Below are 25,681 nucleotides of genomic sequence, written 5' to 3'. Positions count from 1 at the left end.
GCGACAAGCCACCGTCACCCAAGTGGGGACAGGTCCTGGTAGTCCTCCCGGGCCACTGGGTCACCGGTGAGAGCGCCGCTGCCATCGGGGACCTCCACCGGTTCGCCATCGAGGGTGAAAGCCACGCGGCCGATGCCGGGACGTGAGGTGAGGGTGAACACGACCTGGGCCACCGACAGGGCCTGATCACTGCTGCGCCCGTCACCCGTTGAGGTCTCGAGATCAACCGTCGCCACCCCGCGGGACACCTTGACCCCGAGGATGCGACTGGTCTCGGCTATCGCTGATCGAAGGCCGGATCGAGCCTCACCCCGCGTCGGGCCCGAGACCAGCACCTCCAAGACGTCGGCGGGCGAAGCATCGTTTGCCACCTCCCGGAACACCGGTTCCAGCCGGTCACCCTTCACGAAGAACAAGGCGGCGACCTCCTCGCTCGACGATGGCGTCACCTCGGCTTCGTCGGTCTTCTCGAGCAACTCGAACGGCACCTCGCCATCGGCCAGCCGGGTGGCTTCGTGGTCTGGACCGACCCCGCACCCGGCACCGAGCCCGAGCATCGCCACGACCGTCAGCCCAGCCGCGACTGACCGGATAGGACGTTCCACGCTCATCGGGCCTCCTTCGGTAACCGCAGGGTGAAACAAGCACCACCGCTGGGGGCATCGCCCAGATCTACGGTTCCGCCATGTAGTCGCATGTGTTCGTTGACCAGCGCCAGACCGAGCCCGGTACCAGGGGCCTCTGCCCCGTCCCCTCGGGCGAACCGTTCGAACACGTAGCTGCGCTGGTGGTCGGGAATTCCGGGGCCGGAGTCCTCCACCGCAATCCACACCTCGTCGTCGGTCTCGCCGATCTCCACCTTCGTGGCGCCTCCTGCATAGTTGTCGGCGTTGACCAGAAGGTTGGTCAGCACCTGTCCCATGCGGCGCTTGTCCAAGGACACCGTCAGGCCCGGGCTGCATTGTGACTCGATCGGGATGTGGCTTCGATCGGTCGAGTCGAGTAGCCGTTTGACGAAGGTGACCGGGTCGACCGACTCCAGATGGACCTCGGCCACACCGGCTTCGGCCCGAGATATCTCCAACAGGTCGGCCACCAGTTCACTGAACCGGTCGACCTCACCCTCGAGCATGCTCAGCGCTTCCAGACCAGCGTCGTCGGTCACCCGTCGACGGGTGATCGACAGGGCCGCGGCCATGGTGGCCAGCGGGGACCGCAGTTCGTGACTGACGTCGGAGGCGAAGCGTGCTTCACGGTCGATCCTCAGGTGCAGGTCCTCCACCATCTCGTTGAACGACAGCACCAGAGGTTCGAGGTCGGCATCGCCGTCAGCCGCCAGACGCTTGGTGGTCGCGCCCTGTCGGATCTCGTTGGCGGCGTCGGCCATACGCCGAACCGGTCGCAGAACGCGACCGCTGACTGCCCAACCGGCCAACGCGCCGAGGCTGGCCGCGCCGACAACGGCCATGGTGAGGGCGCTACGGAGACGACGAAGGGTTCCAGCGACCTCCCCCATGGGGACCAGCTCCACGTAGACGGCGTCCACGTCGACAATGGGAGTAGCCACCACCTCGACTGGTTCACCGTCACGAATCACCCGCTGACGCCCGGCCGACCCGGCGTCGACGACCGCTAGGAGCGAGTCGGGGGCGTCCTCGCCGCTGTACCCGACGGCGCTGGCGAACCAGCGTCCGTCGATCCTGAGCAGGGCGGCACCATCCGGGCTGGCTTGAACCCGGGCCAGAGCATCGAGCGGTGCGGCTTGTTGGGTCCGCAACTCGGCCCGAACTGCCCGGGCGTTGAGGAACGCCTGACGTTCGGCACCGTCCTCGCGCTGGACCACCAGCGTCTCTCTCGTGACCAAGAAGCAGACCAACGCCACCACGGTCGACACGGCGAAGGCGATGATCCCGAACGCCACGGTGGTCCGTAGACGCATGGGGGCCCGGTAACGGCCGCGGGGCCGGACGGCTGGTGGGGCCGCGGGGGTGTCAGACGCCGTCATCGGCCCTCGAACCTACCCGGGAGACCCATGGACCGACCCGCGCCAGCCCAACGAGCTACCACCGAAGCAACCGCCGCCGGCAGGCCGAGCACTTCGGATGACGGGTCAATGAGGACACGAGCCGACCCGTCCACGGGGCAGGGCGAGTCGTGACAGATCCGCTTGGCGACTTAGGGTTCCGGTCGATCGAACGGAACCGAAGCGGCTCCGACACACCCCCGATGGAGGACAGGTGAGCAAGACCAACCCGGGCAACTTCTTCGAGGACTTCACGGTCGGCCAGGTGATCGCGCACGCCACCCCCCGCACGATCACCGATGGCGACCGTGCCCTCTACGGCTCCCTCTATCCCACCCGCTTCGCGGTTCCGTCCTCGGCTGCCTTCGCGGCTGCGTGCGGCCTGACCAATGCCCCCGTCGAGGAGCTGATCGGATTCCACATCGCTTTCGGCAAGACCGTGCCCGACGTCTCCCTCAACGCCGTGGCCAACCTGGGCTACGCCGAGTTGCGCTTCCATCGTCCTCTCAGCTCCGGAGACACGCTCACCACGTCCTCTGAGGTGATCGGTCTGAAGGAGAACTCGAACGGCAAGACCGGAGTGGTCTACGTGCGTTCGACCGCCATCGATCAGAACGGTGACGTCGCCATCGACTGGGCCCGGTGGGTAATGGTCAACAAGCGGGACCAGACTGCACCAGCACCCGAGACCGTGGTGCCCGAGTTGGCCAAGGTGGTCGATCCCTCGGATCTGGTGGTTCCCACCGGCCTCGACTTTTCGCGCTACGACTTCGTGGCCGCCGGTGAGCAACACCGCTGGGACGACTACGAGGTGGGAGAGAAGATCGATCACGTCGACGGCGTCACCCTCTCTGATGCCGAGCACATGATGGCCACCCGTCTCTGGCAGAACACCGCCAAGGTTCATTTCAACGTCGAGGCTCGGCCCGATGGGAATCGCCTCATCTACGGTGGACACATCATCTCGATGGCTCGGGCGTTGTCGTTCAACGGTCTGGCCAACGCACAGCTGGTCTCTGCCGTCAACGCCGGGGCCCACACCGCCCCCGCCTTCGCCGGTGACACCGTGTACGCCTGGTCCGAGGTCCTCGACAAGGCGGAGACGGCGGCTCCCGGCGTCGGGGCGTTGCGCCTCCGACTGGTGGCCACCAAGGGCCGGGACCAATCGATGACCCTCAAGGGTGAGGACGGCAAGTACGCCCCCGGGGTCCTGCTCGACCTCGACCTGTGGGCCCTCTGCCCCCGCTGACTACCGACCTGCCGACCCTGTTGAGGAACGGCAGGCCGGCGTCCGAACTCCGCCGGAAGGCACTGCCTCTCGGCGGATCGGGTCCCTAGCACGGGGAGCGAGACGTTGGCCACAGCCTGTGACTCCTGACCGTTTGGTGGCCTTCTGGTGACTTCGATGTAAAGCTCGCCTTGTCCGGGAGCACCCGGCTCCCGCCAGCGAGGAGGGGCCATGCCCACTGCCACTGCTACCGCCACCAAGCCCGCCGACAAGCCCGCCGACGGCCTTCAGGGCCTTATCGAGGGACTTCAGGCCAACGAATCCTCGGCCATCGATGCCATCAAGCGGTTTGTCGATACGGTCAACGACTCCTTCCCCGACATCGGCGACGATGGACCTCGGCGCCAGGTCATCGACGCCGCCTTCAAAATGACCCACCAAGTGGTCGACGCGTCCAACCGACTCGCCATCAACCTCATCGATGTGACCGAGAACGCCCTCGACGGTCTGGGCAAAGCATCGGTCTGACCCTGTCACGACGTACCCCCTAATCTGACGTCGTGTCAGACAACGAGCCGGGTCCCGGCGCCGCCCGGGACCCGGACTTCCTCCGGGCCGCTCGCCCGTTCCTCGAGGCCTACGCCTCGTACTTCCGTTCCGAGGTGCGGGGCTTCGACCGCCTCCCGTCCAGTGGACCCATGCTGGTGGTGGGCAACCACTCCGGAGGTCAACTTCCCCCCGACATTCCGATCCTGCTCAGCGCATGGTGGCGTGAACGGGGCGAGGACGATCCCATCTACGTTCTGATGCACTCGTTGTTCCTCGGCCTCCCCGGTATCGGACCGGTGATGTCACGAGGCGGCGCGGTTGAGGCAGGCCAGGCTTCGGCGGAAGCCATCTTGCGCAGCGGTTCGATCCTTATCGACTACCCCGGCGGCGACCACGAGGTGTTCCGTCCGTGGTCGGCCCGTAACCAGATCGACTTCGGCGGACGCAAAGGCGTGGTCAAACTGGCCCTCCGCACCCAGGTCCCGGTCGTACCGGCCGTCTCGGTCGGAGCTCACGAATCGGTGATCGTGCTCACCCGCGGCGAGAGCCTGGCCCGATGGCTAGGACTGGACCGACGGTTCCGGGTCAGCGTCTTCCCCCTGGTCCTGGGCCCGCTCGGCATCATGCCACCGGGAATACCCACCTTGCCCATGCCCGCCAAGGTCACCGTCGAACTGCTCGAACCGATCGATTGGACGGCCCAGTACGGCCCCGAAGCGGCCGAGGATCCTGACATCGTCCAGGCCTGTTACGACGAGCTGACCGGCCGCATGCAAGAGACCCTCGACGCGTTGGCCGAAGAGCGCCAGTTCCCCGTAATCGGCTAACGATCCCGGCGGAAGGCTCTGCCTTTCGGTGGATCCGGGCTTAGGCGGTCAGGCCCCGCTTGTCCATGGCTGAGGCCACGAACTTCCAGACCACATCGGACCACAGGTATCCCACGTGGTTCCCCGGGAACCAAGAGGTCTCCGGCTCGTCCCAGTGTTCCCAAAGCTTGCGAGCCTGTTCGGTGGTGGCCAAGCGATCGGCTCGGCCGGCGAAGATGGCCCGGGCACCGATCGGCGCGGCCACCGGCATGGCCAGCGGCGAGACCACCCGGTGGACATCTTGAGCGGTGCCGTTGAGGATGTTGTGCTCGATGCTGCGCATCTGGAGGTGACGGGGGGCGTGGTGCTCTATCAGACCGGGGAAGTCCACCACCGGAATGCCGGCCATGACCATGTCGAGATCGGGGTCGACGGCGGCCACCAGCGAAGCCACCAGACCCCCCAGGGACACCCCGAAGACACCGAGCCCGTCGGGGTCCTGGGCCCGCACCCAACTGAGCAGGCGCCGCACGTCCCACAGCGCCTGGGTCAGCCCGTGCACGCTGTTCATGAACTCGAAGCTCAAGAACTCTTCCCCGTTGAACCGGCTCGGGCGACGAGTTCCGTGTACAGGCAACACGATGGCAGCCACGTTCACGCCGAGCTCCTTGTGCAGGAACGACGCCCGGAAGCTGAACAGGTCCATGAAAGTGGAGCCGCAGCCGAAGCCGTGGATGGCGACCACCCAGGGCCGGCTGTGGTCACGGTGGCGTAGAACCCAGGCCGACGCGGTTCGGTTGGATTCGAACGCCAGCCACCGGTCGGTGCCGGGAACACCGAGGTGAGGTTGGTAACCGCTCGGCCACCAGATCCGCTCGTAGCTCTGGCCCAAGGCCCATCCCTTGGTGCGGACCGGTTCCTCCATGGGCGGGGGTGTCTGGTGGAACGAGATCGGGTCGTCCAACCATCCCCGTTCGGTGAACAGGTCGTGGGCCCGGGCCAGCTCGTCGCCGACCCGCACGTAGTCGGCTCGTCGGGGGAAGCGGTTCGGTCCCACGGCGAGAGCCATGATCGACTCGTCCATCACGACGTGGCCGACCAGCGACGGCGTGAGGCGGGCCGGGGGAACGCCGGGCACGTCCTCGCCCAGCACCTCTCCAACCAGGTAACGGACGGTCCGGGGCCAGGCCAGAGTCATTCGGGCCAGCGGTTGGCGGGCCAGCTTCTTCTCCACCGCCTTGGGCACCGATGAGACCTTGGCCACGGTGGCTGCGGGATGCCACCACGCGGGCGCACCCTGGTCGCCGCCCGCTCGACTAGGAGACCCGTCGCCATCGATGTCTTCGGTGGCATTGGGTTGATCCTTGGATGCAACTACGTTCATTGCTGCCTCCCCGGGGAGTGGTGAAGGGTCGGAGACCCCCGTTGGTCAGAATCTGGTGGCCCAGGACTCCAGTTCGTCGGACAGGTCCGCGCTGAGAAGCCACGGGTCAGATAGCGAGGCCGAACAGCCCAGGACCGAGATGTACATCGTGTCCACGTAGCTCCACGCCGTGATGTTCAGGCCGATCCCTTCGAGGATGGGTCCGCACGAGTAGAGCGAGGTGACCTGTCCGCCGTCTATCTCGAGGTTGGTTCGCGGCCCCCGGACACACGATGCCACCACGTTCAGAGGAGGTCGGAGGTGGTCCGCCAGCCCGGTCGCACCCCAGACCTTGGGCAGGAGACCGTGGAAGCTCGCGGGCACCAGACCCGATCGCCACTCGAACAGGTCGGGTCCGAACTCCTTGCGTATGCGCCTCACCGCCACCGAGCAGTCGTTGATGTGGCGGATCCGCTGGAGCGGGTCGGCCAGGTCGGTGCCGAGGGGCAAGAAGATGTTGTCGACGTGGTTTCCCCCGAGGCGGTGGAGGTCTGTGCGGGTGGCCATCGGCACCGAAGCCACCATCGACTTGTCGGGAAGCTCTCCCATTCGGGCCAGGTAACGCCGGATGCCACCGCCACACAAAGCCAGGAAGGTGTCGTTCAGCGTCACCCCCGCGGTGCGCTTGGCGGTGATGAGGACGTCGAGCGGGACGGCGAGACCAGCAAAGGTGCGATCGGTGGTCAGCGCCACGTTGAACGGCGTCTTGGGGCCGGCGAAGGGACCCGGTAGCGGCGTGGTCACGGTCTTGCGGGCAAGGCGGGCGTGGCGGACCCCCGACGCGGTCCGCTTGACGACACGGGGAACGGTCTTGAACGCCACTGACGCTCCCGACGCTGCGGCCCGGTAGAGGGCACGCGAGTCAGGGATGGGTTCGGGTCGGAATGAGTCCACCACGGCGGCGGCTTCGTCGGTGATGAAGGCGTTCTCCAGCAGGGCCACCGAGGCCACGCCGTCGGCCAGCGCGTGATGAAGCTTCATCACGAAACCCACGCGCCCCCCTTCCAATCCGGTGACGACGGTCATCTCCCACAACGGGCGGTCCCGAGGCAGAGCCACACCGGCGATGTCGGCCACCACCTCGTCCAATTGGCGCTGGGTACCAGGCGGCGCGGCCTGGACGGTACGAAGGTGGTTGGCAATGTCGAAGTCGGGGTCGTCGACCAGCACGGGATTCCCGAGATTGTGGGGCGCAGGCACCACCCGTCGACGAAGTACCGGCATTCGACTGAGCCGTTCCTCGATCAGGTCGGGAAGCGACTCCGGCGACAACGGCTCGGCGACCGGCCAGGTCCACCACCACCACCTTCATGGTGTGCATGTGGGCGTTTGGTGTCTCCGAGTAGAGGAAGCGGGCGTCGAGCCCCGACATGACCTTCACCGGCTCACCGTCCTCCCGGTCGGAGTTCTCCACCGGGCCTCGGTTCTCCCCCGGGTCTCATGGCCGAAAGCGACTCCACCACCGCTTCGACCAGTCCACTACCCCGAGCGTCACCGGTGATTCCAAGCTCCATCTGGTTCATGACGTAGCCCATCGACCATCCGGCATCGGGGTCTGCGATCCCGAGCGATCCGCCCGCCCCGGCGTGGCCGAACGACCCCGGGGGACCGAAGGGCGGGGGCGTCATGTAACCGAGGCCGAAGGGCATGGGTAGCCCGATCACCCGATCTGGGCCGTCGGTCTGGACGGCAACGGCGCGGGCCAGGGTCTCGGGCGAGATCAAGCGGTTCCCGTCCACTTCGCCGATGAGCGACGCGTACAGCCGGGCCACGGAGCGGGCGGTACCGACCCCATTGGAAGACGGCATTTCAGCGGCCAGGACCTCGGGCCGGTTCCAGATCTCGCCGTACCCGGCCAGCGCCTGGGGCCGGGCCAACACCTGACCCAGCAAGGTGTCGGGGCCCATGAAGGAGTCCATCAGTTCTTGCACCTCGGGAGCCACCACCGGTGGGTAGAGGCGGGCCAGGCGACCCAACTCCGTGGCCGGAAGCCCGATGAAGAAGTCGAGTCCCAACGGTCCGGCGACCTCGTCGGCCAGGAACCGTCCGACGCTGCGGCCGGTCACCCTGCGAACCACCTCACCCAGGATCCAGCCGAATGTTCGGGCGTGGTACCCCGATGCGGTTCCCGGATCCCACAGAGGGGCCTGGTCGGCGATGGCCTCGACCACCCCGATCCCAGCCCAGTGCGTCTTCCAGGCTCACCTGATCGGGTACGGCTGGCACACCGGCCTGGTGGGACAGGACCATTCGCAGCGTTGTGTTCTGCTTACCGTGAGTCCCGAACTCGGGCCAGTACCTTGCCACCGGGGCTTCGAGGTCGAGCACACCCCGCTCGACCAACACGTGGATGCACGATGCCGCCACCCCCTTGGTGGTGGAGAACACCAGTTGAAGGGTGTCCTTCTGCCACGGACGCGCTGCATCGCGATCCGCGAATCCACCCCAGAGGTCGACCACCGGACGACCGTGGAGGTAGACACACTGCCGCACCGATGTCGCCGTGGTCGGTGAAGTTGCGCCGGAAGGCCGCGTCGACGGACTCGAAGCCCGGTTCGGCGAACCCCTGGACCAGCACTGCGCTCTCACGCACGCGCTGGAACCTAGTTCCACGGAAGGGGTCTGTGGCCATATCGCCACCCGATGTGACAGGGCGACCGTTCCCGGTTCCGGACACCACCCACACCGTTAGTGTTCGGCTGTCTAACCAGCTGAAGCAAGAGGACTGGGCGGGGGTTCCGGGGCAGAGCCCTTCGTGGCGGGAGCCCCGACCTGCGGAGATCGGCTTTGCCGGTCGTAGCAGCGAAGACGTCGGCCGTAAGGCCGGCAGATCAACTCCGCCGAAGGCTCCGCCTTTCGGCGGATCACCTCAAGCCTCCAAGTGGTCGACGATCATCTGTGCCACCTCTAGGTCAGCTTGGCTTCTCGCTATCCCCGTTGTTGTCGACGGTGATCTCATGGACGCCGTGCAGAACGGTGAGACCGAACGCCTCCGAATAGATGGCGGCATCGCCGAGGTTGAGGATCTCGCTCTCGGCCGATTCACGTGACATGTCGAAACTGGCCCGGGCAGCCTCGGCGCTGTCGTGGACCAAGATCCCAACGCTGAGGGCCCGGCACCGTCTCTCCCTCCGCGACCAGGTGCAGGAGTGGATGCCCGGCTTGAACGTCTCCCGCGGTGGGCGTGCCGGGTTCACCGATGACGGCCGTCACCGTTTCCTCGTCGACCATCGAACAGACATCGAGTCCGCCCCATCGAAGGTGACGACTCCGTCCGGAGGTGTCCCTGCGACCACCGCTGACCGTGGTCCCGGTGGTGTCACCGGAATCTCCCGTCTCCGCCGGCGCGGTGGTCGAGGCCGCGCCATCCTCGCCATCATCGCTCGAGCACGCGGTGAGCATCAGAGCGGCGGAGAGGACCCCCACCATCAAAACTCGGCTACGTCGCATGGTCTCTCCTTCGGTCGGGCCCGCACCCGCGAATACGTATCTTGGTTGTACGTCATAGCGCGTGACCCGGGAAAGTGCTCTTTGTCATCCTGGACACATCGAGCGGATCTCTCCTCGATGGCTACCGGACAAGACGGTGTCGGTCAGGCGCAGGCCTTGCTGTCGGTCGGTTCGACCACGAAGGTCACCTGGCCGGCGCCACCTCGATGACCCCTCTATCTTCTCGCCAACCAGGTCGGGCAGCGTGCCGTCGTCGGCGGCTACCAGGTCTTTACCGTTGAGCGAGATCTGGGTGCTGTCGAGGTCTTCAGCGGTCAGGTGGTACACGGTGGCCTGTGGTGAACGGGTCGTGACGGTACGGGCATCTGTCGGTGACGGGTTGACCACCGCACAGGTAACCGAGGCAGCGTCGGATCCGGGTGTGCAGTGGGCGTAGACGTTCAGCCCGGCATGGTCGTCGCCATCCATCCCGACCACAGTCGGCCCCCATGAGTCGGTGCCACAGCACCGCGGCCCAGCTAGTTCGGCGCGGCATGAAGCCTTCCTCGTCGATGAGGCCGTAGTCGCTGGCCGCCAGCGTGTTGTGGAAGACCACGTCTCCGTCGCCCCTGGCCAGGCGACCGTTGTTGTCGACGTAGCGGATCACGTCTCCGGAAAAAGGACGCCCAGCGGTCGCCGCCACAGGCGGCCTCGGCGGTCTCGGTGATCCACATCGGCGCGCCGGGTTCGAACTCGTCTCGCAGGGCCTCGTAGAAGTCACGGTCGACCTCCACCCGGCTGAGGAACTCCTCGGTGAGCGCCACGTCGGGGAGTCTCCGGTGTTGCCGCACCGTTCCGACACCTTTGGATAGAAGTGGTAGCTGACGATGTCGAAGGCGGGGCTCACCCTCTCGAAGATGTCCCGGGTCTTGATGGGCGCATCGATGATCATCAGGGTCACGTCCTCGGACCCGCCGACTCGGCGGATCAACAGGTCGGGCTGCACTTCGTCAGACCATGGTTCTGAAGACCTCGAAGTCCCGGGCGAACGCGTCGGCGTCGTAGCCCTGCGGCAATCCAACCCCAGATTCGGTTTCGTTGAAGAGTTCGGCGGCCACCACAGGAACGTCGTTCTCCCGGCTGAACGTCAGCAGCGGGCGGGCCTGCTCATCTGACCACAGTCCGGCCGCGTCCCGGCCCCGGTGTTGGCCGGGAAGGAGAGGTGACCACCTCGCTGTCCAACGCCCGAGCGAAATCGCCTACGCCCTTCCACTGGTCAGCGGTCAGGACCCTTGGTATCCAGTGGGGTTCACCGCCGGTGGTTCCATCGGCGTCGAAGTAGGTGGAGTTGGCCCAGGTGCCACTGGCCCGGATGTAGACCGGCCCCAGCTCTGGGCCAGGTTGCGAAGCCGTTCAGACGTCGGGATCGATCGGTGGCCGGTAGACCCTGGCACCCTCGGCCTCGTACGGCGCCCAGAAGTAGCCGCCGGTCACCTCGACCATCTCGACGTTGTAGGGACTGGTAGCGCTCGTCGAGCTGGGCCACAGCCTCGTCCCCCACGGCCAGCACCAGATCGGCCTCGGGGACGGCCACGGTGGACGTCGAGGCCTCCCCCTTGTCGTCACCGGCTTGGTCGGCGTTGTCCGAACTCGAACACGCCACCACCAACGTGGCGGCAACGGACATGATGGCAACGCCCCGTACTAGGCGGGAGAGGGATCTGGCAGCCAATTGTTTCCCCTGATCAGGCTGGAAGTGAGTTGCCACGAACCTAGCGGGCCGAACCTTTGATGAGCCCAGGTGCACCAGAGGTCGGCGTCAGGTCCGCAGGACCGAGACGGCGAAGTCGGCTTGATCGTGCCAGGCGCAGGTCCCAGGTGGCGAATCGGTGCTCCAAGCGCAGACCTGCCGCGGCTACGGCGGCATCGAACACCTCCAAGGGGACCTTGTTGAGGTGGAACCCGGTGACGACGGCACCGTCGGGGCGAACGTGGGCGGCGACACGGCGCAGGACGTCTGCTTCGGTCCCAGGGGCGACGAAAATCGAAGGTCATCACGTAGCGGGGTACCGAAGCGCTCGTCGACCGCGGGGAACGGGGAGGTCTGGCCGGTGGTCGCGTAGCCGCGACGGCCGTACCAGTCGATCAGTTCGGTACGGGCGTCGAGGACCTTCACGATCATCTCGGTGGCGTGCCAGTGGTCGCGGGCCAGGCGTTCGGCCTCGGCGAGCACCGCCCGGCCGATGCCACCGGCTTGGAGGGTCGGAACGACGGCGAACATGCCCAGGTAGACCTGGTTGTCGGCTACCCGGTGATCCAATTCGCAGCACGCCACCAGGTCACCGCCCAACGAAGCCACCAGCACCTCCGGTGGCCACCGTCGACCATCGCCTTCACTTGTTCAGGGGTGGTGCGCCCACCGCCGAGCAGATCGGCTCTGGTGGTCCAGCCCTGTCGACTGCTGTCACCGCTGGTACGCCGAATGCACCAAGGTCGACCACGTCCTCCACATCGGCGACCGTCGCGAACCTGAACGTGAGACCCGAGGGGGCGGTTTGTGTTGATCGTCGGTGTCGCGGCTGTCGGTGGTCGTCGGCTCGATCAACTCCTGGGGGCGGACCACCCGTGTTGTCGTCCTAGACACCGGGTGGAAGCGTGCGTCTCTGGTCCACGATGCCCACCGCCGCCCCCCAATGACAAAGTGGGGTCGACGTCGGTCCGGACCGGTCCCCACCGCCGGGGCCGAACACGGCCGTTGGGTCGATCTCGATCAGCCGAGCGCGTTGGCCCGGGCGACCGAGCCGAACCACTCAGTGCTGGGCTTGGGCGTGCGGGCGAACGTGGAGCGGTCCACCTCGACCAGACCGAACCGGCCCGGCGCCGAAGGCCCACTCGAAGTTGTCCAGCAGGCTCCAGTAGGTGCAGCCGGCAACGTCGATGCCATCGGCCAGACAGGCCAGGACCCCTTCAATGCCGTGGTCACGCAGCGGATGGGTTGATCGTCGTCGTCGGTCCCGATGCCGTTCTCGGTGACCCAAACCGGCGTCTGGCCACCGGTCATCTCCCAGGCTCGCCGAACCGTGACCTCCAGCGCCTGGGGCCAGTACTCATATCCCATGATCAGGCGCTCCACCTTCTTCCTCGGCGCCGACCATCCCATCGCTGCCCCATCGGCCGCGGGAGTAGGTCTGGTACGCCGATGAAGTCATCACTGCCAGTGGCCTGGAGGAACATGTCATCCATCACGGCTCGGCTCCGGTCGATCTTGTCCTGAGCGGCAGCCACGTCTTCGGCGGTGTCTCCCACCGGAGTCCACTCCTGCATGGACAACGTCAGCCCGACCGGCACCCCCGATGCCGCCGAGCGGATGGCATCTACCGCGGCCCGGTGGCCGGCCACGAAGTTCTCGCCGACACTGCGAGCCCGCCCCAGGTCGGACACCCCGGGCGGGATCACCCCAGACCCCAACCGCAGAAGGCCACGATGTTGGGCTCGTTGATCGTGCAGGCCCGGGCTATGGTCTGACCTCAGGCGGGTGGCGGCACGCTCGTAAAGGCGGCGAAGCGGTCCACCGTCTCGGCTGACTCCATCCACCGCGCCGGCCAGCCACCTCGGTGAGGTGAAGTGGTGGAAGGTGACCACGGGTCCACCCCCGCGCGCGCAGGCCGTCACAGAGCCGGGCGTAGTGGTCGAGGGCGGCGATCGACCACTCGCCGTCTTCGGGCTCGATGCGGCTCCACTCCAGCGAGAAGCGGTAGTTGTCGAGTCCCACGGCCTGCACGACGTCGGCGTCATCGGCCCAGCGGTTCCACGAGTCGCAGGCGTCGCCGCTCGGTTCGGCTACTCCCGAGCCGGCGGTGTGCTGGAAGGCCCACCAGTCGTTGTTCCAGTTGCCGCCTCGATCTGGTGGGCGGCCGTGGCGGTGCCCCAGGTGAACCCGTCGGGGAATCGTCGGGTCTGCATCGGTCGATGGCCGGATCGTAGGGCTGGAGGCTCGCTCCGGCTTCCCGGCGACGGAACGTGGTTCTCGGCCTACGCTCCCGCCATGCCGCTCGCCATCACCGAAGACCATCGCTCGCTCGCCGACACCACCGCCGACTTCCTGGCCAGGCACGGCTCGCTGGGCACATCGCGAGCCCTGCTGGAGGCCGACGACGAGCCCCCCCGCCCTTCTGGGACGACCTCGCCGAGTTGGGGTGGCCCGGCCTGCACCTCCCCGAGGAGCACGGCGGCTCCGGGTTCGGCCTGTTCGAACTGGCGGTGGTGGTCGAGGAGCTCGGCCGGGCCCTCGCGCCCGGGCCGTTCGTGCCGTCGGCGGTGGTCAGCGCCCTGGTGGCCGCGGCGGGCGATGCCGCCCTGCAGGCCGACGTGCTGCCCGGGTTCGCAGCCGGCACCGCCTTCGGTGCCGTGAGCCTCGACACCGGCGTGACGATCGACGCCGGTGCGGGCAGCGGGACAGCCATCGCGCTGGGCGGCGGACCGGGGATCCTGGCCGTGGCTGTGGCGACGACGTGGCCCTGGTCGACCTGGCCGGCGACGGCGTCACGGTGGAGGTGCCCGCCAACCTCGACCCCACCCGACAGGGCGTGCGTCGCCCTCGACCACGCCCCCGCCCGGGTGGTCACCGGTGCCGGGCAGGCCCTGGTGGACTTGGCCCGGCTGATCCTGTCCGCCGAAGCGGTGGGCATCGCCGGCGAGTGCACGCACCAGGCCGCCGAGTACGCCAAGGTGCGCGAGCAGTTCGGCCGGGTCATCGCCATGTTCCAGGCCGTCAAGCACCACTGCGCCAACATGGCCGGTGGCCACCGAGCTGGCCACCGCCCTGGGCCGCCGCGCCCCGGGGCCCCCGCCGCCGGGCCGGAGGCCGACCGGCCGCCCTCAGCTTCCCCGGCCATGGCCGCGGCGCTGGCCATCCCCGCCGCCGACCTGTCCGCCAACCTGAACATCCAGGTGCACGGCGGCATCGGCTTCACCTGGGAGCACGACGCCCACCTCTACCTGCGCCGGGCCACGGCCATGGAGTCGCTGGTCGACGCCGAAGCGGCCGCGGCCCAGGTCACCGACGACCTGGCCCGGCCGGGGCCGCCCGAGCCGCAGCGTGGACCTCCCGCCCGAGGCCGAACCGATCCGCGACGAGGTGCGGGCCTTCGCCGCCGAGGTGAAGGACCTGGACGAGGCCGCCACCCGCGACCGGCTCATCGAGACCGGCTACGTGATGCCCCACTGGCCCGCGCCGTTCGGCCGTGACGCCGGCGCCGTCGAGCAGCTGGTCATCGAGCAGGAGCTCACCGCCGCGGGCGTGCGGCGCCCGGCCTACGGCATCACCGGCTGGGTGATCCTCACCATCATCCAGCACGCCACCGACGACCAGGTGGCCCGGTGGGTCCCCCAGACCCTGCGCCAGGAGGTCATCTGGTGCCAGCTCTTCAGCGAGCCCGACGCCGGCTCGGACGCCGCCGGCGTGAAGACGAAGGCCACCCGGGTGGACGGCGGCTGGCTGGTGAACGGCCAGAAGGTGTGGACCAGCGGGGGCGCACCTGTCCCGCTACGGCTTCGCCACCGTGCGCACCAACCCCGACGTGCCCAAGCACCAGGGCATCACCATCATGGTGATCGACATGGAGGACGACGGCGTCACCGTCCGCCCCCTGAAGATGCCCACGGGGAACTCCGAGTTCAACGAGGTGTTCTTCGACGACGTGTTCGTGCCCGACGACGACGTGGTCGGCCCCATCGACGGCGGCTGGACCGTGGCCCGCGCCACCCTCGGCAACGAGAGCGTGAGCATCGGCGGCGGCCAGGGCGGCATGGCCCTGCCCGGCGACCTGTTCCTCCCCGGCTTCGACGCCCACCCCGAGCGCCTCGCCGGCGGCGCGGCCCGCCTGGGCCGCTACATCGCCAACGACCAGGCCACCACGGTGCTCAACCTCCGCAGCGCCCACCGGGCCGTGGCCGGCGGCGCACCCGGGCCCGAGGGCAACGTCACCAAGCTGGTGCTCTCGGAGAACATGACCGAGGCCGCCGCCATGCTGGTGGAGCTGGCCGGCCCCGAGGCCGCCTTCGTTCGAGGGGCCGGCCTGATGTCCGGGACCCTGGTCCTGATGCACCGGGCGATGTCCATCGCCGGCGGCACGTCGGAGATCAAGCGCAACCAGATCGGCGAGCGCATCCTCGGCCTCCCCGCGACCCGCTCATCGTGTGACCCTGCGTCTGACCGACGCCCCATCGGCGGGCCACCTGACCGAGCCGCCATTTCCCAGTTTGCCAGTGGGTTTTTCCGGTTTTTGGCGGTAGAAACCATTGAAGTCCAGCGGTCCGACCCAACCGGCACCGCTCGCTCCCCCAGCTCCGTATTGTCGAGCTGGCAATCCAATCAACCCATACCGATCGAAAGGACCGCTCCCGATGAGCATCCGTCTCGGCGACACCGCACCCGACTTCTCCGCCGACACCACCGACGGCCCGATCTCCTTCCACGACTGGAAGAAGGACTCCTGGGCGGTGTTCTTCAGCCACCCCGCCGACTTCACCCCGGTGTGCACCACCGAGCTCGGCCGCACCGCGGCCCGCAGGGAAGAGTTCGCCAAGCGCAACGCCAAGGCCATCGCCCTGTCGGTCGACTCGGTCGAGGACCACAAGGCCTGGGCCCCGACATCGGCGAGGGTGGGCGGTACCGACCTGAACTTCCCCATCGTCGCCGACTCCGACCACAAGATCTCCTGAGCTCTACGACATGATCCACCCTGGTGAGGGTGACACCTCCACGGTGCGGTCGGTGTTCGTGATCGACCCGGCCAACAAGGTTCGCCTGAGCCTCACCTACCCCAAGTCGGTGGGCCGCAACTTCCACCGAGATCGTGCGTCCTCGACGCTCTTCAGGCCACCGACAAGGGCCCCATCGCCACCCCGGTGGATTGGACTCCCCGGTGACCGGGTGATCGTGTCTCCCGCTCTGAGCACCGATGACGCCAAGGAGAAGCTGGCCAACGTGGAGGAGAGATCAAGCCCTACCTCCGCTACGCCGACGCTCCCTGATCTACTCGAGCGACAAAGCCCACCGAGGGGGTGGCAGGCGTCGGCCTGTCACCCCCTCGGCGCGTCCGGACTGCTCAGCCGCGCAGCGACGGCAACACGTCGGACACGAACTCGTCCAACCGGGCTCGACCTTCGCTCGGCCACCCACATATCAGGTAGGTGACGCCCAGTTCCCGCATGGCTTCGACGTTGGCCCGGACCTCGTCCCATGGTTCGGACAAGCTGAGCGGCGCGGCTCGGGCGATGGACGACGGATCTCGACCGGCATCGACAGCCAGTTCGTCGAGCAATGCCGACTTCCGTCCGAAGGAGTCGGGGTCACCGAAGGTGTGCCAGACGTCGGCATGGCGAGCGACCAGCGGCAGCATCTTGCGCTCACCGCTGGCTCCGATCCAGATCGGGGGATGGGGAGCCTGGACGGGACGAGGATGCAAGGTGGCGTTGTCCACCTGCCAGTGCCGTCCTTCGAAGCTGAAGCCGTCGGTGGTGAGCAGGCCTCGGACGATGGTCAGGGCCTCGTCGAGTTGCTCGATGCGGGTGACGGTAGCGGGAAACGGGATTCCCAGAGCCTTGTGTTCAGGTTCGAACCATGCCGCTCCCAACGACAGCTCCAACCGCCCACCCGACGCGTGGTCGATGGTGAGCGCTTGGGCAGCTAGGACCGACGGATGGCGGTAGGTGACTCCGGTTACCAGCAGGCCCAGCCGGGCGCGGGTGGTATGGCCGCTGAGCGCCGCGAGCGTGGTGTTTCCTTCGAAGCACTCGCCGGGGCCTTCGCCGTACATGGGCTGGAAGTGATCGAAGCCCCACACGCCGTCGAAACCGGCGTCATCGGCAAACCGGGCCCGAGCCACCACCTCACTGAAGGGCATCCGTTGCTGGGCGATGTCGAGTCCGAAGCGCATGTCCCAATCATGGCGGCCCATCGCCACGATCGCGCCAGCGACTGATCTGGCGAGCCGCGCCGATAGCGTTACCGGGACCAGCGACACCGCCATGGACAGCGCACCGGAACCGTTCCCGATCGGGACGACCCCGGCCGGTCTCGAAGTCACATCCCTGATGATCGACCTCGACGACGACCGGGCCCTGGACCCGATGACAACAGGGGGGAAAGCAGCGGCCCTGGCCCGGGTCCGCTCGGCAGGACTGGCCACCCTTCCCGGCGTGGTGTTGACCACCGTCGCCTGTCGGGCCTACGACCGCGGCGTCGACCTCGCTGCGCTCGTCGACGTGGACCGATCGTTGACGTTGGCTAGTGCCGACGGAGCCTTGGTGGTGCGATCCTCCTCAGTGGTGGAGGACGGTGCCCGTTCCTCGTGGGCTGGCCAGTTCGAGACAGTTCTCGATGTTCGCGGGCCCGAGGCATTGGTGGCCGCGGTTCGAGTCGTCATGGACTCCCGGGATCGAGCAGGCGCGTCCGATCTGCCCACGGCGGTCCTGATCCAACCCATGGCTCGGCCGTCTGTGTCCGGCGTGGCGTTCGGGGTCGACCCGGTCTCGGGTCGTGATGATCGGCGGGTGGTGGCCGCGGTGAGGGGCCAGGGCGAGCCGTTGGTGAGCGGAGCTGTCGACGGCAGCCGCTGGGTGCTCGACCACCGGGGCCGGGTGGTCGACGAGGAGATCTCCGATGGAGTGAAGATCGGCCGATCCCGGCTGAGGCAGCTCGCCCAGGTCCTGGAGCGGCTGCGCGACTTGTTCGACGGACCTCAGGACTGCGAATGGGGGGAGGTCGACGACGTGCTGGTCCTGTTCCAGTGCCGCCCCGTCACCACCACGATCACCGGTACACCCCATGGCCCGGTGTTCGGCCCTGGACCGGTGAGTGAGACCTTCCCTGATCCCCTCAGTGCGTTGGAGGTCGACATGTGGGTCGACCCTCTCCGCTCCGGCCTCACCGAGGCGTTGAGGATCTCCGGGGTCGTCAACCCCCGCCACCTGGCTGAACGCGAGCTGGTGACCGTTGTCGACGGTCTGGTCGCCGTGGATCTGGAGGCCACCGGGGACCACGCCGGAACCGGACCTCGACGGCTCCGCGGTGGGTGGCGGGGGCGATGTCGACGCCTGGCGTCGTCGTGGCGGATCGGCCGACTGCGAGTGGCCCTTCCCTTGGTGGCCGACGGGGTGGTCGCTGCCGTCGACGACGACCTGGCGACCGTGCCCGCCGTGTCCACGTTGAGCGATCGCCAGCTCCTAGCTCTGATCGGCCACACCGGCCAGGGTCTTCGCTGCCTGCACGCACACGAGATCCTGCTGGGCATGATTACGAAGGCCGACGGGCAGGCCTTCAGCGGTGCCGCCGTGGCGTTGCGAATGCTGGAGCGCGCCCGAGCCGAAGGTACCGACGACTACGAGATCCTGGCCCGCTTCCCCGAGGTGCTGGGTCTCACACCACCCCGGATCGGGATCCCGGCACCTTTGCCAACCACCACCTCGACCCCGTCGAGGTCCCTCGGCGGAATCGGTACGGTCGATCTCCATGACGGGGGGACGCTGGATCCCGACGTGGATCGGGCCATGGTGGCCCGTGAGGCACTTCGCCTGAGGATCAGGTGGATGCAAGAGGTCGGAGGCCGGGCTGCTCTGGAGCTCGGTCACCGCCTGACTCGACGAGGAGTCTTGGGCCACCCCGACCAGGTCCGGGACCTGGCCCTCACCGATCTGGCCGAGCTTGTCACCAACCCCACCGCCGGTACCGGGCTACGCCCCCCGAGGTTCGAGCCCGCCGCAGGCGCGCCCACCCCGACGCTACCGGTCCGCTTCCGCCTGGGGAACCACGGTCGACCCATTCCGGTCGGGGCCGAGGCTCGATCGCGTTCGGTGGGGAGGCTCATACGACGTCGAGGAGAGGCCCACCCCACCGGTGCCGGGCGCGGGGTCGGGGCCGGAGGTGGAGTTGGGGTCGGGACTGTCACCCACGATGTTCGTGAGCCGCCGGTCGGGTCGGTTCTGGTGGTCCACACCCTGAGCCCCGAGTTGGGCCCAATCCTGCCCCGCCTCGGCGGCCTGGTGTCCGAGACCGGCAGCGTGCTGGCCCACCTGGCGATCCTGGCCCGCGAGAACCATGTACCCACGGTGGTCGCCCATCCCGACGTGTCTGGGTTCGTCGACGGCGTGGCGGTCCGGGTCGACGGCCGTTCTGGAGCGGTGACTTTCACATCCGGGCCACCCCGAGGGTCGTCATCGTGAAGGGCCTGGCCTGGCTCGCCGCGGTGGCCACCCTTGTCGTGTCCGGCGTGTACACGGTGGTGTCCTTGGCCCGATGGGAATGGTCGCGGGCGCTGTTCTTCGCCGTGATGTTCGTGGCTACCGAGGTGTTGGCCGCCACCGGGTCGATCCTGGGCCGACTGAGTCGTGTGGAAGCCGAGGTGGCCAGGCATCGATCCTCACCATCCCCAGCCACCACCATCCTGGCATCGACACGTAGTGACCAGCCTCGGTTCGAGTGGATGCGGTCTGATCCGATCGACCTCACCACTAGAACCGGGGTCTTCGTAACACTCTTGGTGGGGGGAGGTGTTTTGCTGTCCGCCGCGGCTTGGTTGCTCGACCACATCGCGGCCCGGACCGTCGACCCCCGACGGGAGGCCCGTCTCGGCACCCAGTTGGACTCCATCACCTACCGACCGGGCCTGGTGGTCGACGAGGTCACGGCCATGGCCCGCGAACACCCTCTCCGTGCCGACCCAGCCGTGGCCAGGTTCCTAGGACCGAGGCCATGACCGCCACCACCGGCCGGGACCGGCTCCGCTGGTTTCGCAACGTCGCCCTCTTCGTGTTGGTCACGGGCGGCGTGCTCCTGGCTCGAGACCACACCCAGTCGACCCATTCCGCCATGGATCCGGCGTCACGGCTCAGGGTCGTGGTCGAGCCCGTCCACAATCGATCCGAACCGTCTCAGGATCTGGCCACCGTGGCCAGGGCACGGATCGAGTTCTGCGACCTGGAGGTGTCGTCTGCCATAGAGGGTCGCCCGACGGTGGCCTCTGAGGATCCTGTGACGGTGACCCTGATCTTCTCCCCGGCGCTGGATCAGACCGATCGCAAACAGTTCCGGGGGTGTGTGGAGGACTGGCAGGTCGACAACCACCTACTTCGGGTCAGGTCGATGCAGGAGTACCGGGTCCGGTGAGATCGGCGGCCGGGCCCAGGAGCATCGGCACCGGCGCGACCGAAGTCGCGTCCGCACCCGAATCGGGGGATCGGCACGATCCGAATGATCAGAACCAAACGGGGGATGCCTACCGGTTCGACGATGAGGCACCCGCCGAACTGGCCCTCGCCTTTCCTCCCGAAGAGATCGTCCGTCCCGCCATATCCCTGCTGCATCGCGACCCGCCCCTGACCGCCAAGCACTTCTTCTACCACCGCAAACTGGTGTTCGCCGGCACGGTCACGGTGGCCTTCAGCCTGGCGTTCTTGGCAGCCTGGGACGGGGGCCATGTCTTGCTCAGGGTGGATGAGCCGGTGGCCCGATGGGTGTCTGACAACCGCACCGCCACCTGGACACGCGTTTTCAACAACCTGAGCCACTTCGGCGACAACGTGGTCGTCTTCGGTGCCGCAGCGGTCCTGGCAGTGTGGACCTGGCCTCGTTGTCGCTATCTGGCCGTGGCACTGATCCTGGCCGCAGCTATGCGACCAGCCATGGAGTTCGTGCTCAAGGGTGTGGTCGATCGCACCCGGCCCACCCTCGACCCCCTGGGTCGATTCCACGGTCCATCGCATCCCAGCGGGCATCCGATGGCGGTGGCTTCGCTTTGGGGACTGTTGCCCGCGGTGGTGGCCCTGCACGTCCGCAGCCGGGTGCTGTGGTGGGCATCGGTGGTTCTGGCCTTCACGGTAGGAGCCGTGGTGGCGGCGGCCCGCGTCTACAAGGGAGCTCACTGGCTGACCGACGTGTTGGCCTCGTTCATCTGGGCCGCCCTCTACCTCGCTGCCGTTCAGGGGTTCTTCGACCGCTACCACGGCACCACCAACTGCCGTCACCCGCAACACGAAACTCAGGTCGGTCACCGCTGACATCCAGCGCGGTGACCGACCTAAGCCTGGATCCACCGAAAGGCGGAGCCTTCCGGCGGAGTTCGGTCGCCGGCCTCACGGCCGATCTCCGCAGGTCGGGGGCTCCGCCACAAAGGGCTCTGCCCCCGAACCCCCGCCCCGTAGTCGTGATCCAGTGCTTCGTGGGTGCGGAAACCTCTGGACCTATCCGCTAGGACCCTGAGGAGGTGAGCCGAGATTGGCGTTGCCGTCAGGCGGTCACCAACTCGTCGTCGGTGAGGGTCGCGCCGGTCGGTGTGACTGGGCTGTCGAGGTGGAGGTCGGCATCGAGCGCGTCCTCGGCGGCCAGGTCGCTCTCCCGGGGACCCCGTACCAACATGTAGACGAAGGTGGCTCCGGCGATGGCGACGCCGGCCCACATGGCGACCTGCCAGCCATCCACCAGCGCGGTCTTGGCTGCGGTCAGCACCATCGGAGCATCAGAGCCGAGGTCGGTGGCAGCCGCGAACGCCGACCCGATCCCTTCCTGCACACGGTGGGCCAGGTCGGGGCTCAAGCCCTCGGTGACCGGCGAGATGCTGGAGCGGTACCCAGCGCTCACGAACGAACCGAGAAGGGCGATCCCGACCGCTCCACCGAGCTCTCGCACGGTGTCGTTGAGGGCCGAGGCAACACCCTGCTTGGATGCCGGCAGAGATTCGGTGATGACGGTGGTCGATGGGCTCATGCACAAGCCGATGCCGAACGACAGGACCAGGAGCCCGGGGATCACGCTCCAGTAGCCACCCTCGGCAGAAACCATGAGACCCAAGAGCACCAACCCGGCGGTGAAGAACCCGAGTCCGGTGGCGAGGGTGGAACGGGTACCGATCCGCTTGGCGATGGTGGGGGCCATGGCCGACAGCGGCATCATCACCACGACCATGGGCAGCAGCGAGGCGGCCGACTTGAGGGCCGAGTATCCGAGGACGGCCTGGGTGAACTGAGGCAGCACGAGGAACACACCGAACATGACGGCGAACACCACCAGCAAGGTGATCGATCCCGCGGCCAGGCCTCGATGGGAGAAGACCCTGATGTCGAGCAACGGGTGTTCCTGACGCAGTTCCCACAAGATGAACCCGGCGAGGGCACCCAGGCCCACGACCAGTCCAGCCACGGCCAGCGGGTCGCTCCAGCCTCGTTCGGGTCCTTCGTGGATACCCAACACGATGGCCCCGATGGCTACGGCTGACAGCACCGATCCGACGGTGTCGAAACGTCCGGGCTGGACCTCACGGGAGTTGCCGACGGCCTTGAGGGTGGTCACGATCGAGACGGCAGCGATTCCGATCGGCATGGCGAACAGCCAGGGCCAGGTGAAGTAGTCGATGAGGAACGACGCCACGAACAACCCGAGGATGCCTCCGGCCCCGGCAAAGCCCGACCAGATGCCCACGGCTCGCGCCCGTTGGTCGGCCGGGAAGCTGGAGGTGATGACCGACAGGGTGACGGGCATGATCATGGCGGCGGCGACACCGGCCAGGATCCGAGCACCCATCAACATGTTGGTGGTGGTGGACAACCCGGCGATGGCGTTGGCCACCACGAACAGGCTCAGGCCACCGAGCAGGATCGGCTTGCGCCCGAGCCGGTCACCGATGGCGCCGATCGGCAGCAGCAGGGCGGCCAGGGCCATGGTGTAGCCGTTGATGATCCACAGCAACTGGCTCTGGGATGCACCGAGGTCGAGGGCCAGGTCCTGCTGGGCCACGTTGAGGCCCGATACCGAGGACACGACCGCGATCAGGGCCGAACAGGTGGCGATGAGGATGAGGCGCTGACGTTTGGGGTCGGTGACCAGTTCGGCCTCGTGGTCGACCACTTGGGGCCGGTGATGTTTCTCGCTGTCGAGCGAGGGGGCTGTGGATGTCATCAGATTCCTGTTCGGCTGGGACGGAGTCACTTCTCGGCTAACCACTTTTCAGTACGAAACGGTATCGTACTGTTATGGCTCCGCAACCGGAAGTGACCGGCATGAGAAAAGCGTCACCTCCAACTGGGGCCACGCCCCCACCGCTACCTTGGCCACCACACGACTATCGCCCTGAGGAGTCGAGCCGACAGGTGAGCCGACCCACGAGCACGGCATGGTTGAACCGAAGCGAAGCCCCCGTCTGATTACCCTCGCAGCGAAGACGACTGGACCAATCCGCCTGGACCCTGTGACCACCTTGGAACCGACATGACCACCGATGCCCGTGTGGCCCGAAGTCGAGCCGCAGTAGTGCGGGCCGCCACCGACCTGCTCGTCGACGGAGGTCCGGCCTCGGTCACGGTAGATGCCATCGTGGCCCGCTCCGGTGTGGCCAAGTCGACCATCTACCGCCACTGGGACAGTCGCGACGACATCTTGGTCGATGTGATCGCCAGTTGTGCCCCCACCCTCACCGAGCCCGCGCCCGAGCTCGGGTTCCTTGAGGCGATCAACGACCTGCTCACCCAGATCAGCGTCACCCTCGCCGATCCCGAATGGACCCGGGTGTTTCCAGCCCTTCTCACCCTCAAGATCCACGAGGACGGACTGGCCAACATCGAGCAGCAGTTGGAGGACCGCCAGGAACGGGTTCTCGATTCGGTCCTCAAGCGAGGCATCGAAGAGGGCATCATCTCAGCCACCATCGACCTGAACCGAGCTGGTGCCATGCTCGTCGGCCCGCTCCTGTTCGCCAACCTGATTGGAAAACCGACGTTGGACCCGGCCTTCACCGCTCATGTGGTCCAGTCGTTCCTGGTCACCGAGGGAACTCGCCCGGACCAGGACTGAACGCCCCGGCGCCGGGGCGACGGTCGGATCACCAGACGGCTCGCGTCCCCAGCCTCGATCCATCGATCGAATATGGTCGCAACTCCGCCAGGGGGCTTTGCCTCTCGGCGGATCCAGGCTCAGGCGGGAGGTTCGCAGTCGGTGCAGTGAACGTCGTGGCCGGGCTTTCCCTCGATGAAATCGGTGATCCACTCGATCAGGGACTCACCGCCGACCTTCTGGTCGTAAAGCTCTCCGCTCACCAGAACGGTGTGATCGGTGCCCGGGGCCACCCAGTGGCGGATGTCGACGCCCTGTTCGGTGATCCAGGTGTTGTTCGCGTCGATGAGGCCGACCAGATTGGCGGCATCCTGGCCGATCATGGCCGAGAACCCGGCCTGCACCTCGTCGAACGCGTTGTTGTAGGTGGCGAACCGCAGGTCGGGATCGTGCTTGGCCGAGTTGACGAACAACCCGGGCAACGACCAGGCCTCGGTAGGCAGATCGGCGGTCTCGGGCCACAGCGGGATCGAACCCTCGGTACCCCAAAGGGCGCCGATGGCCAGGGTGATCGCCGGGGTGCCGGGATAGGCAGCAGATGCGTCGGCGATGACAGCGATGTCGGCATCGGGCCACACGTCGCTGGCGGCACCGGCATAGGCCGGAGCACCGGCCGACCCCGCGCTGGATCCAGCCACCACCACCTCGGTCGCCTTCGGGAACAGAGCAGCCGCCGCGGCCAGCGCCGCCGAGCCGTTGGCGTATCCGTTGTGGTGAACCTCAACGCCGTTGCCGTAGTCGTTCAGCCGGGTACCGAGGTGCAGGTCTCCGGTGCAGTAGGGCACAGCCACCATGGAGTAGTCGGCCAACGGGTTGGCTTCGTTGTCCAGGTCGAAGATTCCGTCGCCGTTCGGCCCTTCGTCGTCGTCCAGGTTCACGGTGTAGGTGGCCCCTTCGGCCGAACACGTGGCGGCGCTGAAACACGCCCCACCACCGTTGAGGAAGAAGAGCACCTTCTCGGGGTTGGCCGGGCGCACCCAGTAGTGGAACGGCGTGCCGTCGCTGCACCGACATGAGGCCGGAGCCAGCACCTTTTGCCATCCCTCCCCAACGGGCCCCATGGCGTTGGCTACGGCTGAGCCCCCGCTCGCCCCAGTGACGTTGGATGTCGCCGAGGTAGCAGTCGTCGCGGTCTTCTCGGACCCGCCGTCATCGCTGCCGCACCCCACCAGCGCCAAGCCCACCACCAACAGGGCCACGATCGCCTGGAAGCGTCGTGTGGAACGACCTCGAACTGTCATCGGCAAACCCCTTTCGCGGCACCCACTCTTACACCTCTGGCGGTCCCCACTCCGTGACCTGCGAAGACGTCGGCCGTCAGGCGGGCAACCCGAACTCCGCC

General features: G+C 67.3%; 22 protein-coding genes and 4 pseudogenes. 10 read left to right on the top strand and 16 right to left on the bottom strand.

Annotation, left to right across the window (positions count from 1 at the left end):
- Positions 1–14: 14 nt before the first annotated feature.
- Both IPG97_00430 and IPG97_00425 read right to left on the bottom strand, forming a co-directional pair.
- Positions 15–611 carry a GerMN domain-containing protein gene (locus IPG97_00430; protein ID MBK6855059.1) on the bottom strand — a complete coding sequence of 199 codons (597 nt, stop codon included), beginning with the start codon at positions 609–611 and terminating at the stop codon, positions 15–17.
- Positions 608–2,005 (bottom strand): HAMP domain-containing histidine kinase, encoded by a 1,398-nt coding sequence (locus tag IPG97_00425; protein MBK6855058.1) that lies wholly within the window; start codon positions 2,003–2,005, stop codon positions 608–610. Before IPG97_00425 ends, IPG97_00430 begins: the two co-directional genes overlap by 4 nt.
- Positions 2,006–2,237: 232 nt before the next feature.
- Here IPG97_00425 and IPG97_00420 point away from each other — a divergent pair, with 232 nt between their 5' ends.
- The 3 genes from IPG97_00420 (at position 2,238) to IPG97_00410 (ending at position 4,627) form a co-directional block, all read left to right on the top strand.
- Positions 2,238–3,272 carry a MaoC family dehydratase gene (locus IPG97_00420; GenBank protein ID MBK6855057.1) on the top strand — a complete coding sequence of 345 codons (1,035 nt, stop codon included), beginning with the start codon at positions 2,238–2,240 and terminating at the stop codon, positions 3,270–3,272.
- Positions 3,273–3,482: 210 nt separating this feature from the next.
- Entirely contained in the window at positions 3,483–3,779 is a 297-nt protein-coding gene (locus IPG97_00415) for a hypothetical protein (GenBank protein MBK6855056.1), read from the top strand.
- 32 nt (positions 3,780–3,811) lie between these two features.
- Positions 3,812–4,627 carry an acyltransferase family protein gene (locus tag IPG97_00410; protein ID MBK6855055.1) on the top strand — a complete coding sequence of 272 codons (816 nt, stop codon included), beginning with the start codon at positions 3,812–3,814 and terminating at the stop codon, positions 4,625–4,627.
- Between the two features lie 40 nt (positions 4,628–4,667).
- Here IPG97_00410 and IPG97_00405 read toward each other — a convergent pair whose 3' ends face one another.
- The 11 genes and pseudogenes from IPG97_00405 to IPG97_00355 form a co-directional block, all read right to left on the bottom strand.
- A complete protein-coding gene (locus IPG97_00405) occupies positions 4,668–5,990 on the bottom strand; it encodes an alpha/beta hydrolase family protein (protein ID MBK6855054.1) in 1,323 nt (440 codons plus the stop codon).
- Positions 5,991–6,035: 45 nt separating this feature from the next.
- Positions 6,036–7,301: a wax ester/triacylglycerol synthase family O-acyltransferase gene (locus IPG97_00400; GenBank protein MBK6855053.1), complete on the bottom strand. Its 1,266-nt coding sequence runs from the start codon at positions 7,299–7,301 to the stop codon at positions 6,036–6,038.
- Between the two features lie 113 nt (positions 7,302–7,414).
- Positions 7,415–8,661: pseudogene (locus tag IPG97_00395) on the bottom strand (beta-lactamase family protein).
- Positions 8,662–8,941: 280 nt separating this feature from the next.
- The gene (locus tag IPG97_00390; protein ID MBK6855052.1) at positions 8,942–9,124 is read right to left on the bottom strand and encodes a hypothetical protein; all 183 of its coding nucleotides are present in this window, start codon (positions 9,122–9,124) and stop codon (positions 8,942–8,944) included.
- Between the two features lie 439 nt (positions 9,125–9,563).
- Positions 9,564–9,947 (bottom strand): hypothetical protein, encoded by a 384-nt coding sequence (locus IPG97_00385; protein MBK6855051.1) that lies wholly within the window; start codon positions 9,945–9,947, stop codon positions 9,564–9,566.
- Between the two features lie 50 nt (positions 9,948–9,997).
- Positions 9,998–10,282 (bottom strand): hypothetical protein, encoded by a 285-nt coding sequence (locus IPG97_00380; protein ID MBK6855050.1) that lies wholly within the window; start codon positions 10,280–10,282, stop codon positions 9,998–10,000.
- A gap of 485 nt (positions 10,283–10,767) precedes the next feature.
- Positions 10,768–11,145 carry a hypothetical protein gene (locus IPG97_00375; GenBank protein MBK6855049.1) on the bottom strand — a complete coding sequence of 126 codons (378 nt, stop codon included), beginning with the start codon at positions 11,143–11,145 and terminating at the stop codon, positions 10,768–10,770.
- Positions 11,146–11,373: 228 nt separating this feature from the next.
- Positions 11,374–11,968, bottom strand: a pseudogene (locus IPG97_00370) (GNAT family N-acetyltransferase).
- Between the two features lie 260 nt (positions 11,969–12,228).
- On the bottom strand, positions 12,229–12,591 hold the full coding sequence (locus IPG97_00365) for a hypothetical protein (GenBank protein ID MBK6855048.1): 363 nt from the start codon (positions 12,589–12,591) through the stop codon (positions 12,229–12,231).
- Positions 12,579–12,914, bottom strand: coding sequence for a family 1 glycosylhydrolase (locus IPG97_00360; protein MBK6855047.1), 336 nt, complete (start codon positions 12,912–12,914; stop codon positions 12,579–12,581). The genes IPG97_00365 and IPG97_00360 overlap by 13 nt, the downstream gene beginning before the upstream one ends.
- Positions 12,915–12,972: 58 nt before the next feature.
- Positions 12,973–13,530, bottom strand: a complete 558-nt coding sequence (locus tag IPG97_00355; protein ID MBK6855046.1) for a family 1 glycosylhydrolase — start codon at positions 13,528–13,530, stop codon at positions 12,973–12,975.
- Here IPG97_00355 and IPG97_00350 point away from each other — a divergent pair.
- Both IPG97_00350 and IPG97_00345 read left to right on the top strand, forming a co-directional pair.
- Positions 13,504–15,640, top strand: a pseudogene (locus IPG97_00350) (acyl-CoA dehydrogenase). The gene IPG97_00355 and the pseudogene IPG97_00350 sit on opposite strands and share 27 nt — an antisense overlap.
- A gap of 223 nt (positions 15,641–15,863) precedes the next feature.
- Positions 15,864–16,493: pseudogene (locus tag IPG97_00345) on the top strand (peroxiredoxin).
- Between the two features lie 74 nt (positions 16,494–16,567).
- On the opposite strand, the gene IPG97_00340 reads toward IPG97_00345, so the two are convergent.
- Positions 16,568–17,398, bottom strand: a complete 831-nt coding sequence (locus tag IPG97_00340) for a TIGR03560 family F420-dependent LLM class oxidoreductase (protein MBK6855045.1) — start codon at positions 17,396–17,398, stop codon at positions 16,568–16,570.
- A gap of 91 nt (positions 17,399–17,489) precedes the next feature.
- Between IPG97_00340 and IPG97_00335 the strand changes: the two genes are divergently transcribed.
- The 4 genes from IPG97_00335 to IPG97_00320 are packed head-to-tail and all read left to right on the top strand — an operon-like array spanning position 17,490 to position 21,515.
- Positions 17,490–19,682, top strand: a complete 2,193-nt coding sequence (locus IPG97_00335; GenBank protein ID MBK6855044.1) for a pyruvate, phosphate dikinase — start codon at positions 17,490–17,492, stop codon at positions 19,680–19,682.
- Entirely contained in the window at positions 19,679–20,215 is a 537-nt protein-coding gene (locus tag IPG97_00330) for a hypothetical protein (GenBank protein MBK6855043.1), read from the top strand. Before IPG97_00335 ends, IPG97_00330 begins: the two co-directional genes overlap by 4 nt.
- Positions 20,212–20,625 (top strand): hypothetical protein, encoded by a 414-nt coding sequence (locus IPG97_00325; GenBank protein ID MBK6855042.1) that lies wholly within the window; start codon positions 20,212–20,214, stop codon positions 20,623–20,625. Before IPG97_00330 ends, IPG97_00325 begins: the two co-directional genes overlap by 4 nt.
- Positions 20,622–21,515 (top strand): phosphatase PAP2 family protein, encoded by an 894-nt coding sequence (locus tag IPG97_00320; protein ID MBK6855041.1) that lies wholly within the window; start codon positions 20,622–20,624, stop codon positions 21,513–21,515. Before IPG97_00325 ends, IPG97_00320 begins: the two co-directional genes overlap by 4 nt.
- Before the next feature lie 229 nt (positions 21,516–21,744).
- Here the strand turns inward: IPG97_00320 and IPG97_00315 are convergent, their stop codons facing one another.
- Complete coding sequence (locus IPG97_00315) at positions 21,745–23,409, bottom strand: MFS transporter (GenBank protein MBK6855040.1); 1,665 nt, start codon at positions 23,407–23,409, stop codon at positions 21,745–21,747.
- 309 nt (positions 23,410–23,718) lie between these two features.
- Here IPG97_00315 and IPG97_00310 point away from each other — a divergent pair, with 309 nt between their 5' ends.
- Positions 23,719–24,300, top strand: coding sequence for a TetR/AcrR family transcriptional regulator (locus tag IPG97_00310; GenBank protein MBK6855039.1), 582 nt, complete (start codon positions 23,719–23,721; stop codon positions 24,298–24,300).
- 119 nt (positions 24,301–24,419) lie between these two features.
- Here the strand turns inward: IPG97_00310 and IPG97_00305 are convergent, their stop codons facing one another.
- Positions 24,420–25,580 carry a hypothetical protein gene (locus tag IPG97_00305; GenBank protein MBK6855038.1) on the bottom strand — a complete coding sequence of 387 codons (1,161 nt, stop codon included), beginning with the start codon at positions 25,578–25,580 and terminating at the stop codon, positions 24,420–24,422.
- Positions 25,581–25,681 lie beyond the last annotated feature (101 nt).

Source organism: Microthrixaceae bacterium, assembly GCA_016702505.1.
Classification (GTDB): domain Bacteria; phylum Actinomycetota; class Acidimicrobiia; order Acidimicrobiales; family Iamiaceae; genus Aquihabitans.
This window is presented reverse-complemented; position numbering and strand designations above follow the sequence as displayed.